This window comes from uncultured Halopseudomonas sp. (assembly GCF_963977355.1).
In the GTDB taxonomy this organism is placed as follows: Bacteria; Pseudomonadota; Gammaproteobacteria; order Pseudomonadales; family Pseudomonadaceae; genus Halopseudomonas.
The window spans coordinates 86,692-100,940 of sequence record NZ_CAXBOV010000005.1; the positions used below are offsets into that span (position 1 = coordinate 86,692).

At 56.9% G+C, this 14,249-nt stretch carries 12 protein-coding genes and 1 tRNA gene; 8 read left to right on the forward strand and 5 right to left on the reverse strand.

Features of this window, described 5'->3' with window-relative positions; genetic code table 11:
- Position 1: 1 nt before the first annotated feature.
- The 7 genes from kdsA to AAC076_RS03750 all read left to right on the forward strand — a co-directional run bounded on the left by kdsA (position 2) and on the right by AAC076_RS03750 (position 8,599).
- A complete protein-coding gene (kdsA, locus tag AAC076_RS03720; protein WP_339843124.1) occupies positions 2-847 on the forward strand; it encodes a 3-deoxy-8-phosphooctulonate synthase in 846 nt (281 codons plus the stop codon).
- A gap of 55 nt (positions 848-902) precedes the next feature.
- Entirely contained in the window at positions 903-2,192 is a 1,290-nt protein-coding gene (gene eno / locus AAC076_RS03725; protein ID WP_339843053.1) for a phosphopyruvate hydratase, read from the forward strand.
- Positions 2,193-2,299: 107 nt separating this feature from the next.
- Positions 2,300-2,572, forward strand: coding sequence for a septum formation initiator family protein (locus tag AAC076_RS03730; RefSeq protein WP_339843054.1), 273 nt, complete (start codon positions 2,300-2,302; stop codon positions 2,570-2,572).
- Positions 2,572-3,267 carry a 2-C-methyl-D-erythritol 4-phosphate cytidylyltransferase gene (gene ispD, locus AAC076_RS03735; protein WP_339843055.1) on the forward strand — a complete coding sequence of 232 codons (696 nt, stop codon included), beginning with the start codon at positions 2,572-2,574 and terminating at the stop codon, positions 3,265-3,267. The genes AAC076_RS03730 and ispD overlap by 1 nt, the downstream gene beginning before the upstream one ends.
- Positions 3,268-3,454: 187 nt before the next feature.
- Positions 3,455-4,069 (forward strand): translesion DNA synthesis-associated protein ImuA, encoded by a 615-nt coding sequence (imuA, locus tag AAC076_RS03740; protein WP_339843057.1) that lies wholly within the window; start codon positions 3,455-3,457, stop codon positions 4,067-4,069.
- A gap of 4 nt (positions 4,070-4,073) precedes the next feature.
- Positions 4,074-5,489: a DNA polymerase Y family protein gene (locus tag AAC076_RS03745; protein WP_339843058.1), complete on the forward strand. Its 1,416-nt coding sequence runs from the start codon at positions 4,074-4,076 to the stop codon at positions 5,487-5,489.
- Entirely contained in the window at positions 5,465-8,599 is a 3,135-nt protein-coding gene (locus AAC076_RS03750; protein ID WP_339843126.1) for an error-prone DNA polymerase, read from the forward strand. Before AAC076_RS03745 ends, AAC076_RS03750 begins: the two co-directional genes overlap by 25 nt.
- Before the next feature lie 27 nt (positions 8,600-8,626).
- Here the strand turns inward: AAC076_RS03750 and AAC076_RS03755 are convergent, their stop codons facing one another.
- The 5 genes from AAC076_RS03755 to AAC076_RS03775 form a co-directional block, all read right to left on the reverse strand.
- Positions 8,627-9,778: an acyl-CoA dehydrogenase family protein gene (locus AAC076_RS03755; protein WP_339843059.1), complete on the reverse strand. Its 1,152-nt coding sequence runs from the start codon at positions 9,776-9,778 to the stop codon at positions 8,627-8,629.
- Positions 9,779-10,825, reverse strand: coding sequence for an enoyl-CoA hydratase/isomerase family protein (locus AAC076_RS03760; RefSeq protein WP_339843060.1), 1,047 nt, complete (start codon positions 10,823-10,825; stop codon positions 9,779-9,781).
- Positions 10,822-11,715 carry a 3-hydroxyisobutyrate dehydrogenase gene (gene mmsB / locus AAC076_RS03765; RefSeq protein WP_339843061.1) on the reverse strand — a complete coding sequence of 298 codons (894 nt, stop codon included), beginning with the start codon at positions 11,713-11,715 and terminating at the stop codon, positions 10,822-10,824. The genes AAC076_RS03760 and mmsB overlap by 4 nt, the downstream gene beginning before the upstream one ends.
- A 100-nt stretch (positions 11,716-11,815) precedes the next feature.
- Positions 11,816-12,580 carry a transporter substrate-binding domain-containing protein gene (locus AAC076_RS03770; RefSeq protein ID WP_339843062.1) on the reverse strand — a complete coding sequence of 255 codons (765 nt, stop codon included), beginning with the start codon at positions 12,578-12,580 and terminating at the stop codon, positions 11,816-11,818.
- Between the two features lie 136 nt (positions 12,581-12,716).
- A tRNA-Met gene (locus AAC076_RS03775) sits at positions 12,717-12,793 on the reverse strand.
- Between the two features lie 259 nt (positions 12,794-13,052).
- Here AAC076_RS03775 and AAC076_RS03780 point away from each other — a divergent pair.
- On the forward strand, positions 13,053-14,234 hold the full coding sequence (locus tag AAC076_RS03780) for a GGDEF domain-containing protein (RefSeq protein ID WP_339843063.1): 1,182 nt from the start codon (positions 13,053-13,055) through the stop codon (positions 14,232-14,234).
- Positions 14,235-14,249: the final 15 nt, after the last annotated feature.

Below are 14,249 nucleotides of genomic sequence, written 5' to 3' on the forward strand. Positions count from 1 at the left end.
GATGCAACACAAGACTATCCAGGTCGGGGCAATCGAGATCGCCAATGACAAGCCCTTTGTGCTGTTTGGCGGCATGAACGTCCTGGAGTCACGGGACATGGCCATGCAGATATGCGAAACCTATGTCAGTGTGACCGAGAAACTGGGTATTCCATACGTTTTTAAGGCCAGTTTCGACAAGGCCAATCGTTCCTCGATCAATTCCTACCGCGGCCCCGGTCTTGACGAGGGGCTGAAGATTTTCGAAGAGATCAAACAGACCTTCAATGTTCCGATCATCACTGATGTGCACGAGCCCCACCAAGCGGCACCGGTGGCAGAGGTCTGTGACATTATCCAGTTACCGGCTTTTCTCTCTCGTCAGACCGATCTGGTTGTGGCTATGGCCAAAACCGGAGCAGTGATCAATATCAAGAAGGCGCAGTTTCTGGCCCCACAGGAAATGCAGCATATTCTGACCAAATGCGAAGAGGCCGGTAACGACCAGCTCATACTCTGTGAGCGTGGCTCCAGCTTTGGTTACAACAACCTGGTGGTCGACATGCTGGGTTTCGGCATCATGAAGCAGTTTGGCTATCCGGTCTTTTTTGACGTTACCCATGCCTTGCAGATGCCAGGTGGTCGCAGTGATTCGGCAGGTGGTCGGCGCGCCCAGGTGACCGATCTGGCCAAGGCGGGCATGAGTCAGGGCCTCGGAGGATTGTTTCTCGAAGCGCACCCCGATCCGGACAACGCCAAGTGCGACGGTCCCTGTGCATTGAGACTGGATCGGCTTGAGCCGTTTCTGACTCAGCTCAAGGCATTGGATGATCTGGTCAAGGGTTTCCCGGTGCTGGAAACCGCCTGATAATCCGTCCCTATTACATACACAGTCTTTCAGTTAGATGGAGCAAGTAGCAACCATGGCAAAGATCATTGATATCAAGGGTCGGGAAGTTCTCGATTCGCGCGGCAACCCTACTGTTGAAGCTGACGTTACCCTGGACGGTGGCGCGTTTGGCAGTGCCTGCGCTCCCTCTGGTGCTTCCACCGGCTCACGGGAAGCCCTGGAACTGCGTGATGGCGACAAGAGCCGTTACATGGGCAAGGGTGTCCTCAAGGCTGTCGCCAATATCAATGGTCCCATTCGCGAGCTGCTGGTGGGCCGGGATGCCACTGATCAGGCCGGTCTGGACCGCGCGATGATCGAGCTCGACGCTACCGAGAACAAGGCTACCCTGGGCGCAAATGCAATCCTTGCTGTTTCCCTGGCTGCTGCCAAGGCGGCTGCCCAGGCCAAGGGTGTTCCGCTGTACGCACACATTGCTGATTTGAACGGCACGCCCGGTGAATATTCAATGCCCGTTCCGATGATGAACATCATCAACGGTGGTGAGCATGCTGACAACAATGTGGATATTCAGGAGTTCATGGTTCAGCCAGTTGGTGCCAAGAGCTTCGCTGACGCATTGCGCATGGGCGCCGAGATATTTCACCACCTCAAGGCAGTACTGAAGGCCCGTGGCCTGAGCACTTCCGTAGGTGACGAGGGCGGTTTCGCACCTAATCTCGCATCGAATGAAGACGCGCTGGCGGCGATTGCCGAAGCAGTTGCCAATGCCGGTTATACCCTGGGTGATGACGTGACTCTCGCACTGGATTGCGCCTCCAGCGAATTCTACAAGAACGGCAAGTATGATTTGGCTGGCGAAGGACAAGTGTTCGATGCCGCCGGTTTTGCCGATTACCTGGCTGGTCTTACCGAGCGTTATCCGATCATCTCCATCGAAGATGGTATGGATGAGTCCGACTGGGCTGGCTGGAAAATCCTGACCCAGAAGATCGGCGACAAGGTGCAACTGGTAGGTGATGACCTGTTTGTGACTAACACCAAGATCCTCAAGCGCGGTATTGATGAGTCCATCGGTAACTCGATTCTGATCAAGTTCAACCAGATCGGCTCGTTGACCGAAACCCTGGAGGCTATTCAGATGGCCAAAGCGGCCGGCTTCACTGCGGTGATTTCCCATCGCTCGGGCGAGACTGAGGACAGCACCATCGCTGACCTAGCCGTAGGCACCTCCGCCGGTCAGATCAAGACCGGATCCCTATGCCGCTCTGACCGCGTAGCCAAATACAACCAGTTACTGCGTATCGAAGAGCAGTTGCAGGGCAAGGCCAAGTACAACGGCCGCGCCGAGTTCCGTAGCTGAGCGGCAAATCTAATGATGGCCATCACGGCGCTATACACCAACCTGAAGCCAAAGCCAGCCCCTAGAGGGTTGCTTTGCCTGTTTGTTGCACATTGCGGTGAAGCGCGGTGAAATGGCTATGGCTAGCCGCATTGCTGTTGTTGGCCGGGCTACAGTATCGTCTCTGGGTAGGCGAGGGCAGTCTCGCCCATGTGGCTCAGCTAAAACAGGAGATCGCTGAACAAGCACGCGTGAACGAAGAGCTTCTGGAGCGTAATCGAGTGCTTACTGCCGAAGTCAGGGAGCTGAAGCAGGGCCTGGAAACGGTTGAGGAGCGTGCCCGGCACGAGCTGGGCATGATCCGTGAGGGCGAAACGCTGTTTCAATTGAGCACCGATTGATGAACACACCCGTGTCCTTCTGGGTGGTCATTCCCGCCGCGGGTATCGGCTCACGCATGCAGGCAGACCGGCCCAAGCAATATCTGCCATTGGGTGATCGGTTGCTTATCGAGCATACCCTCGACTGCTTTCTGGATCGGCCCGGTCTCAAGGGGCTCATCGTCTGTCTTTCCGCTGCTGATCGCTGGTGGGATGATCTGGATTGTGCCACGGACACGCGTATTCAAAGAGTCCTTGGTGGCAGAGACCGTGCAGACTCGGTTCTGGCTGGCCTCAAGGCGCTATTGCGGCAGGGGGCGGGCAGCAGCGACTGGGTGCTGGTGCACGATGCGGCCCGTCCCAATCTCGCGGCAACAGATTTGCACAAGCTGCTCAATACCCTGGCCGATGATCCCGTTGGCGGGCTCTTGGCGGTGCCGGTGCGCGATACTCTGAAATGCGTCGGTGCCGATGGCCGGGTGGCATCTACCCCTGATCGCTCCCTTTACTGGCAGGCTTATACCCCCCAGATGTTTCGCCTCGGTGCGTTGCACGACGCCTTGACCCAGGCGCTGGCTAACGGCGCGGTCATTACTGATGAAGCTTCGGCGATGGAATATTCTGGCCAGGCGCCCCGTCTGGTCGAGGGTCGTTCGGACAATATCAAGGTCACCCGTCCCGAAGACCTTGAGTGGTTGGCCCGACTCCGCGACTAGGTCTGCAGCTCTGTTCCCCCAGCTTTTCCAAAGTCTTTCCATGCTTAGGTATTAGTCCTGTCAGGGGCTTTATTTGCTTTGCTGCTTTGCTCTTTTCTGCCATCCGTCTCTCCACTACAAAATCCCGTTGACCGACTTGGCGTCGGTGATATGCTGTATAGATATACAGTATTTTGGAGTGGTGATTATGGGCGTCGTTGCTCTTGATACCCTGCTACAGCAACAACATGTGTGGAGAGGCCAGCCCACCGGCTTGCCGGCCACCGTTCAGCCTACCGGTCACGCAGCTCTTGACGCTGTACTGCCAGCCGCTGGCTGGCCGGACGCCGCATTGAGCGAAATTCTTCACGCCCGTGATGGTATGGGTGAACTGCAATTGCTCTGGCCGACCCTGGCCCGACTGAGTAATGCGGGCGAACGCATCATGTTGGTAGCTCCGCCATTCGTTCCCTATATTCCGGCATGGAGAGCCGCGGGTGTGGACGAGCGGCAGCTGGTGATGGTGGATGCAACAGAAGATCAGTCGTTGTGGACCGTGGAGCAATGTCTGCGTTCAGGTTGCTGTGGAGCGGTCATCTGTTGGCCTCAACGTGCTGGTGACAGAGCATTGCGGCGCATTCAGGTGGCTGCGGAGACGGGAGAAACCTTGGCCTTTGCCTATCGTCCGCTGGCTGAATCGGTTAACCCTTCACCGGCAGCGTTGCGGCTGGTCTTTGACGACGTCCCCGGCCAGGTCAGAATACTCAAGTGCCGGGGCGGTCGACCGCCGGCGGGCACGTTAAGCATTCAGGCAGGTCGTTGATACCATGCGTTGGGCCTGCATACTTTTTCCCCAGCTTGCACTTGATGGCGTTCTTCGTAGCCGCGAAGACCCCGCTGCGGCTCTGGCTTTGATAGCTGGTCCGACGCAACGACGGGTACTGCAGACAGTCACTCCGGCTGCCAGGGAACTAGGTCTACGCCCAGGCATGTCGCTTACAGCAGCCAGGGCTTTGACTGATGCGTTTGTGTCAGCCGAATACGATGAGAAGCAGATAGGGCACTGGCATCAGCTCCTGGCAGCCTGGGCGTATCGTTATAGCTCCCATGTGAGTCTTAATTATCCACGCACATTGCTTCTGGAGGTGCAGTCGAGCATGGGGTTGTTTGGTCCTTGGCCACGCTTTGAGCAACGCTTGCGAGATGAGCTTGACACCATGGGTTTTCGTCATCGTATAGCCCTGGCGCCTAATCCTGCTGCCGCACGCATGCTAGCTAATAGTCATGACGGAATAGCCGTCGCTGACCGGCATGCGCTATGTGAGATGCTCGGGCATATGTCGGTTGAGCGCATAGGCCTACCTGATGAATCGGCAACGGCGTTATCGCGAATGGGCCTGCGACGACTACAGCAGGTTCTGGCGTTGCCGCGAGCAACCCTGGCCAGACGCTTTCCCGAGACGGTTCTTAGGCATATTGACACCTTGCTGGGGGATCGCCCGCTGGTGCTTGATTGCTACGCACCGCCGGATTGTTTCGATAGTCGCCTGGAGCTCAACTTTGACGTCGAATCAAATCAGGCGCTGTTTTTTCCGGTCAAAAGGCTGGTCTCTGACCTGGCAGCGTTTCTTGCCGGTCGCGACAGCGGGGTGCTGCGCTTTATGCTGCACCTTGAGCACCGCAACCTGGAAGATACTCAACTACCCATTGGCTTGTTGGCCGCTGAACGCGATGCCGAGATGCTTTTTGAGTTGACTCGCGGTCGTCTCGAACCATTGCAGATAGCTGCGCCAGTGCAGGCTGTTCGTCTGGTTGCGCGGGACTTGCCTCACTTTGTACCCCGGTCATCCCAGCTCTTCGAGGACCGGCCGCAGCAGACTCTGCTCTGGGAGCAATTGCGAGAACGGCTGCGGGCTCGCCTGGGCGATGATGCGGTGCTCGATATATGCGGCCATCCGGACCATCGACCCGAACAGGCCTGGCGCCAACAAACAGCGGGTAGAACCGAACTTCCAATTGATTATCCGCTGCGTCCAGGTTGGTTGCTCGCCGAGCCCGTTGCCTTGACTTGCGATCCAGCGCAAATACTCGCAGGCCCGGAACGTATTGAGTCCGGTTGGTGGGATGGAGGCGATGTTCGCCGTGATTACTACCTGATCAGAACCGATCTGGGTCAGTTGGCCTGGGCATTTAGGCCCGTCGGCCAGGCAGGTCCTTACTGGCTGCATGGCTGGTTTGCATGAGCGGTTATGCAGAGCTGCACTGCCTGTCGAATTTTTCTTTTCAGCGCGGCGCCTCAAGCGCCACAGAATTGTTCGAGCGCGCCGTGCAGCATGGTTATAAAGCGCTGGCGGTGACGGATGAATGCACCATGGCTGGCATCGTCCGGGCCTGGCAGGCTGCCGAGGAAAATCAGCTACAGCTGATTATCGGCAGTGAAATGCAGATAGAGTCTGGTCCGAAAGTAGTGCTGCTGGCGGAGAGCCTCATCGGTTATCAGGTGCTCTGCGATCTGATTACCCGAGCCCGACGCCGGGCTGGGAAGGGAGAATATCGCTTGCTCGCCGAGGATTTTGATCAGCCGCTGCAGGGCCTGCTAGCGTTATGGGTTCCCGACCTTGGGATAGAAGAATCACAGGGTGTATGGCTCAAGGAACGCTTTGCCGAATCGCTCTGGTTGGCCGTTGAACTGCATTGCGGACCTGACGACAGGGCACGGCTACAGGCATTGCTGGCCTGCGCTGAACGGTTACGGATTACCCCGGTGGCTGCCGGTGATGTACATATGCATGCCCGAGGGCGGCGTGCATTGCAGGATACGATGACGGCTATTCGCTACCACTGCACTGTGGCTGAGGCCGGTCTGCGGTTATTTCCCAACGGCGAGCGCCACCTGCGCAGCCCTCAGTTGCTGGCGGAAACGTATCCCGGTTTTCTGCTGGAAGAGACACTCATAATCGCCAGGCGCTGTCAGTTCGATCTGGGTCAGTTGCGTTATCAGTATCCACGGGAACTGGTGCCCGAGGGCCGCACCCCCAGCCAGTGGCTAAGACATCTGACAGAGGAAGGGATTGCCTGGCGCTGGCCCCAGGGTGCTACTGCCAAGGTGCGCCAACAAATAGACAACGAATTGGAACTGATTTCAGAGCTCGAATACGAAAGCTATTTTCTGACAGTGCATGACATCGTTCGCTTTGCCCGCAGCAGGCATATTCTCTGTCAGGGGCGCGGTTCGGCAGCAAACTCGGCGGTCTGTTTTGCACTGGGTGTTACCGAAATCGACCCGGCTAGGATGAACATGCTGTTCGAGCGCTTTCTGTCCCGCGAGCGCAATGAGCCACCTGATATCGACGTGGATTTTGAGCATGACCGTCGTGAGGAGGTGATCCAGTACGTGTTTCAGCGTTATGGACGCAATCGGGCCGCTTTGACCGCGGTAGCCAGTTCCTATAGGGGCGCCGGAGCACTGCGTGATGTTGCCAGAACCCTTGGGCTGCCCGCTGATCAGGTGAGTGCCTTGGCCGAGTGTTGTGGTCGCTGGAGCAGCAAGATACCCAGCCCCGAACGGTTGCTCGAAGCTGGATTTGATCCCGATAATCCGATATTGCACAGGGTGCTGACGCTGACCGAGCAACTGATAGGCTTTCCCCGCCACCTGTCGCAACACCCGGGAGGCTTTGTGATCTCCGAACAGCCGTTGCAGACCCTGGTCCCGGTGGAGAATGCTGCCATGGATGATCGGACCATCATCCAGTGGGACAAGGATGATCTGGACAAGGTCGGCCTGCTCAAGGTGGATATCCTCGCCCTGGGTATGCTCAGCGCGCTGCGGCGCAGCTTTGATCTGCTAAGGGATTATCGCCAACTGGATCTGACACTGGCGACCATTCCGGCTGAGGATAAAGCAACCTACGACATGCTCGGACGGGCCGATACCGTCGGCGTGTTCCAGATTGAGTCCAGGGCGCAGATGGCAATGCTGCCCCGGTTAAAACCCAGAACTTTTTATGATCTGGTCATTGAGGTGGCCATTGTACGCCCGGGTCCTATACAGGGTGACATGGTGCATCCCTACCTGCGCAGGCGTAATGGTGAGGAGCCAGTGGTCTATCCCTCCGAAGCGCTCAAGGAGGTATTTGAACGTACCCTGGGCGTACCGCTGTTTCAGGAGCAGGTGATGGAAATGGCCATCGTCGCTGCTGGTTACTCGGCCGGGGAGGCCGATCAGTTGCGTCGCTCAATGGCGGCCTGGAAGCGACGGGGTGGTCTGGAGCCGCATCAGGCACGGCTGGCAAAGGGGATGCTTGAACGTGGCTATACTGCGGAGTTCGCCACGCAGATTTTCGAGCAGATCAAGGGCTTTGGGAGTTATGGTTTTCCCGAGTCCCATGCTGCCAGTTTTGCGCTGCTGACCTACGCCAGCAGCTGGCTCAAATGCAACGAGCCCGCCGCCTTTGCCTGCGCCCTGATCAACAGTTGGCCAATGGGGTTTTATAGCCCCGACCAGATTCTGCAGGATGCACGCAGGCATCGCATTGAGACTCTGCCGGTCGATGTGCAGTGCAGTGACTGGGACTGCACGCTTGAGGCTGTCGCCACCAATCAGGCTACTGCAGGGCAGCAACAAGGGCAGGCTGGAGATCAGCCGGCGATTCGTTTGGGTCTGCGGATGGTCCGTGGGCTACATGTTGAGGCGGGGCACCGTATTGCCCAGGCCAGGTTGCAAAAGCCCTTCAATGATGTGACGGATCTGAGCTTGCGCGCGGCATTGAACGATCGTGATCGGGAGTTGCTGGCTGACGCCGGCGCACTTCTGGGTCTGGCAGGTGACCGTCATCATGCACGCTGGGCAGTAGCCGGGGTTGAACCGCAGTTACCCCTGTTTGCCGGTCAACCTTCAGATAAGGAAGAGGAGGTAGAGTTGCCGTTGCCGACGGTGGCTGAAAATCTGTTTGCTGACTACGCCTCTGTTGGTACCACCCTTGGGCCCCATCCACTCAAGCTGCTTCGTGAAGAGCTTCAGCGCCGGCGATGTCGCAGCTCCCGCGATCTGCTTATTGCTGAAAGCGGGAGGCCAATCTCTGTTGCTGGGTTGGTAACCGGTCGCCAGCGACCCGGCACGGCTAATGGTGTCACCTTCGTCACCCTGGAAGACGAGTTCGGCATGATCAATGTGATCGTCTGGCAGGACCTGGGCGAGCGCCAGCGCAAGGAACTGGTCGGAGCGCGATTACTCCGGGTCGACGGCCGGTTCGAGTCCGTCAATGGCGTCAGACATGTCATTGCCGGGCGCTTGCAGGATATGACGCCCATGCTGTCAGGTCTGGATGTGCGCAGTCGTGATTTTCACTAGCCGCTGCGCCATCCACCGTCCGGCGCGTTACAGGCTGTAGTGGCGTAATTCCCGGGCTATCAGTAGTCGCTGGATCTCGCTGGTACCCTCATAGATCTGGGTAATCCGCGCATCCCGATAGAGCCGTTCCACCGGGTAATCCTCCAGGTAGCCGTAGCCACCGTGGATCTGGATCGCCTTGGAGCAAACATCTTCAGCCATTTCACTGGCAAACAGCTTGGCCTGGGATGCCTCGGACAGGCAGGGCTGCCCTGCGGTGCGCAGACGCGCGGCATGCAGGATCAGTAAGCGTGTAGCGTTGAGCTTCATATGCATGTCGGCGAGCATGTTGGCAATGCTTTGATGCTCTGTCAGAGCCTGACCGAACTGGGTACGCTCGCGTGCATACACCAGGGCTGCTTCAAACGCTGCCCTAGCAATACCCAAAGCCTGGGCTGCGATGCCAATCCGACCACCCTCAAGATTGGACAATGCTATGGACAGGCCTTTGCCGCGAATGCCAAGCATGCTGTCTTCCGGAAGACGGCAGTTATCCAGCGTGATCGCGCAGGTGTCCGAGCCGCGGATACCCAACTTGTGCTCCATGCGCTCGACGCGAAATCCAGGGTTATCCGTCGGTACCAGAAAGGCCGACAGGCCTTTCTTGCCCAGCTCCGGGTCGGTAACGGCAAATACCACAGCCATACTCGCACGCTTGCCGTTGGTGACAAATTGCTTGGCGCCATTGATGATCCATTCGCCGTTTTCCAATACGGCCCGGGTACGCAAGTTGTGCGCCTCGGAGCCTGCATGGGGTTCAGTCAGGCAGAAACAACCAATCACCTGACCACTAGCCAGCTTTTCCAGCCAGGTTTTTTGCTGTTCGGCAGAGCCGTAGTTGAGCACTGGCCCGCAACCCACCGAATTATGTACGCTCATCAGGGCGCCCGTCGCGCCACAGCCCGCCGATATTTCCTCCACGGCCAACGCATAGGCGCTGTAGTCGGTAAAACTACCGCCCTTGTCTTCCGGAACCACCATGCCTAACAGCCCTAACTCGCCCATATGGCGAACCACCCGGTCCTCAATCCAGCCATCGCGATCAAACTGCGCAGCCCTGGGTGCCAGTTCCGCTCGGGCAAACTCGCGGGCCATATCGCGAATCATGCGTTGCTCTTCAGTGAACTCCAGGTCGTTCATTTACAGCCCCTTGAAGAAAGCCTCGACCCGCTTGGGGTCCAGCTTCGAGATGGATGGTGGATTCCACTGAGGATTCTTGTCCTTGTCGACCAGCAGCGCACGAACGCCCTCGACGATATCGCCATGCTCGAACCACTGCCGGTCCAGGTGCAGCTCCATGGCGAAACATTCGGGTAGGCTCAGCTTGCGCCCACGGCGCAAGAGCTCAAGCGTCACTGCAAGGGCCAGGGGTGAGCGCTGATCAAGCGTGTCTGCGGTTTTCTTCGCCCACTCCTTGAAGTCGCTGCGATGCTCATCCAGAAGTGACTGACGGATCGCCGGTATTGTAGGTTCGGCGAAATGATGATCGATGGCCGGTCGCAGTCTTGCCAGCTCGCTGCCGGGCAGCTCGGTCAGAGCGATATCACGTATCAGTTGCTCTGGCGTCTTGAGCGACCAATCCAGATGGTCGAAATGCTGATCCAGCTTCGACATGCGTTCGCTTGGCAGGTGCACGTCCGCAAGGCCGGCGTATAGCGCGTCTGCGGCGCCGACGTGGTTGCCGGTGAGGCCCAGATAAATGCCCAGCTCGCCAGGCAAGCGCGGGAGAAAGTAACTGCCTCCCACATCGGGAAAGTAGCCAATGCCCGTTTCCGGCATACCCAGGCGCGCGCGCTCGCTGATCAGCCTGAGTCCGCAACCCTGCGCCAGGCCCATGCCGCCACCAAGAACAAAGCCATCCATCAAAACGATGATGGGTTTGGTGTAGTCGTGAATGTACTGGTCGAGTAGATACTCGTGGCGGAAAAATTCCTCGATTCCGTGCTTGCCTGCCTTGTGCAGTTCATAGAGACCACGTATGTCACCGCCAGCGCAGAAGGCACGGTCTCCGGCGCCGCGTAAAACGACAGCCTTGACTGATTCATCACTGCTCCAAGTCTTGAGCTGGTCATGCAGCAGTCGCACCATCTCCAGCGTCAGCGCGTTGAGGCCTTCCGGACGATTCAGCGTCAGATGGCCTATGTGGTTGCGCGTTTCGGCCAGTATGACCGCTTGCGGCTCTGTCATTGATCCTCTCCTGAATACATTTTGATGATGGCGGAAAAGTCCATTGTGCCATGTCCCTGGCTGCTGAACGTCTGATAAAGCTGCTGGGCAAGAGCGCCGAGTATGACCGGTTGCTTCTGCTGTTTCGCAGCTTCAGTTGCCAGGCCGAGATCCTTGAGCATCAGGTCAGTGCCAAAGCCGCCAGTGTAGTTTCTTGAAGCGGGTGCGCCCTCGATTACCCCCGGATAAGGGTTATAGGTGTCCGAACTCCAGCAGCGGCCGCTCGAGGTATTGATAATGCCAGCCAGTACTTTCGCGTCCATTCCCAGGGACACCCCCAGACTCATGGCTTCTGAAACCCCGATCATGGATATGGCCAACAGCATATTGTTCGCCACCTTGGCGACCTGCCCATTCCCGGCGGGGCCACAATGCACAATGTTTTTCCCCATGGACTGTAATACTGACAGGGCAGCGTCATAGTCCGCAGTGTCTCCGCCTACCATGAAAGTCAGGGTACCGGCTTCTGCTCCGCCGGTACCCCCTGAAACCGGGGCGTCGAGCATGGGATTACCCTGCTTTGATGCAATAGCGGCAACCTCACGGGCAGACATCGGATCAATGGTTGAGCTGTCAATCAGGCGCACACTCGGGGCCACGCTGGACAACAAGCCGCTGTCGCCGAGATAGACCTGCCTGACGTGGGAGGCTGCCGGCAACATGGTGATGATCAGCTCGACATCGCTATGCGCAATGTCGGTAACGGAATGGACGGCATTGGCACCTGCTTCAACCAGACCTTTAACTGCCGCTTGCGAAAGGTCAAAAACGCTAAGCCGGTGCCTTGCGCCGAGCAGATTGCGCGCCATCGGCGCGCCCATGTTACCCAGGCCAATAAAACCGATGTGCATGTTGGCAGCTCCGCTTTTTTCTGATTAGTTTTATCCATTCATGTTAGTCGGCAAGAAGCTGTTGATACAGGGGGATAACGGACGCGGGCAGGACTGAGTCTCAGTGATTGTCCATCGGGGGTAGCTGCAGCGAATTGCGAAACATGGCATCCAATTCGCCGTTGTCACGCATCTCTTCCAGTGCGGCGCGTACTTTCGGTACATGGACTGCGTTGCGGCTGCCCTGGGATACATAAAGGAAAGCCTCATGACCGCGCGTTAGCACCTGAGCACGGAAGGCTTCAGGGTCCAGCTGAGCTTGCCTGAGGCTGTGGTGCAGCAATATATCGCTGGTTATCAATGCATCCAGGCGCCCTAGCTGCAGCATGCGTATTGCCTGGTCAAGGCTCGATAACGGCAATTTGACGATACTCTGATCAGCCTGGAAGGCCCCGCCATAATAGGTGCCACCAATATAGCCCAGCGTTTTGCCAGCCAGGGCGCCCAAGGTCAGGCTTTGCTGCGACTCGCGTTGGGTCACTAACAGAATGTCGCTCACCTGGACCATGCCTACTCGCTCGGCGAAGCTATCTACCTCAGGGTTTTGAAACAGCATCGTATAGTCGCCCTCGTTGCGGCGAAAATCAGCCAGCACGCGTTGGTGCGGCAAAATACGGTAGTTCATTTCAACACCGGTGTGCTCGGAGAGCCTCGCGGCAAATGTCTTTATCAGGCCTGCTGGTTCATGGTTCTGGTCGAAGTAGCCCCAGGGCCAGACTTCGGCAATCAGAAATGTCGGGGCTGCGGGTGAGCGAGTTTCCGTTTCGCCCATTGCACTGCATGAGGTGATCAGAAGTGATATCAGCAATAGTCTGAGAAAAAGCATTATCAGCGCCTGAGTATTCTGGAGGCATTTCGCTGACAGTATAGGGCTGCGCGTGGTGTCCGCAATATTCTGACGGAAGGAAATTCAGGCAAAAAAAACCGCCGAAGGAGAGTATCCGTTCGACGGTTTTTCAATGTGGTTGCGGGGGCAGGATTTGAACCTACGACCTTCGGGTTATGAGCCCGACGAGCTACCAGACTGCTCCACCCCGCGTCTGAGGGCGCCATTCTACGCATTGGCACTGAGCTGTCAAGCGATTGAACAGAAAAGATTTTTTTGTTCTGGAATGTAAGGGTGACGGTTGTTTGACACTTTTCCGGGAACGTGACCGCAGGCCACGGTTTCCATGACATGCGTCACAATGCCACTACGGTTTCTTGGCTATATTGCTGTGTCTGTCGTATGCTGGAAAAAGTGGAAGGTTGGATGAGAATAAAAAAAATAATCGCCCGATGCGGCGGTGGAGCCCAAAGTGAAAGATGAATCCAAGCGTTACGCTCTGTCTGCCTGGCGCGGCGAATTTCTGCACAAAGAAACCGAGCTTGCCTATCGGGAGCATGTCAAAGAGGAAACGGCAAGGCATCTGGTTGTGGCTTTGCGCGTGTGGGCTTTCCTGCTACTTGCCTTCGGCTGGCTCGATTACATTGCTCTGGGTATGAGCGGGGGCTTCTATCAACTCATGGGCATGCGGGTTTTTTCGGCAACGCTCGTGCTGGTCTATTCTGTTTTTGTCCAATTCCGGCCCGGGCTGGCCCGAGACGGTACCGGTGTTACGATCATCGAGATAATTGGCTTCCTGCTATTCTTCATGATCTATTTTGTGCGGCCAGACATTAATAGCTGGAACATTGGTGTCACCGTAATCTTGCTGATCAGTATCTATATCTTCGTGCCCAATCGGATAATCAATTCGAATCTGGTAGCCCTGTTCGGAATCTTCGGCTCGCTCTATTCCATGGCCTTGCTCGATGTTGCACCGCGACTGCTGGTGGGGATTTTCTTTATTCTCTGGCTACCAACCATCATCGGGTATTTTGCCGGTGTGCGATTGAATCTGGGCAAACGTCATCAATACGCGCTCTTTATTGAAACGGTCCAGGTCAATCAATCTCTCCAGGCTGAAATCAAGCGCCGTGAGGAGTTGGAGGTTGAACTCAAGCTGCAGGCCACCACGGACCCCCTGACCGGCCTGCTGAATCGCAGGCAGTATGAAACCCTGTTTCGCCGCGAGCAGGAGCGGGTCCGCAGGCATGCCAGCAAGCTGACCCTGTGTGTAACCGATCTGGATCATTTCAAGAAGATCAACGATCATTATGGGCACGATGCAGGCGATCAGGTACTCAAGCACATCTCCGATCTGTTTGTCGCCACGCTGAGGCATACCGATATTGTGGGGCGCTTCGGGGGCGAGGAGTTCATTCTTCTGTTGCCAGATACGGATCTGGATAATGCGATGATTGTGATCAACCGCTTGCGCGAAAAATTGCAGGCGAGTTCCGTCAGGGCTGACGACCATGAAATTAAAATAACCGCCACCTTTGCCGTTACTGAGGTTACCCAGGACGATGCAACGATCGAAGACGTGATTCGCCGCGCCGACAAGGCTTTATACCAGGGCAAGGAAGCTGGCAGAAATCAGGTGGTTGCCAGTTAGCTGTGTTCGCGACTA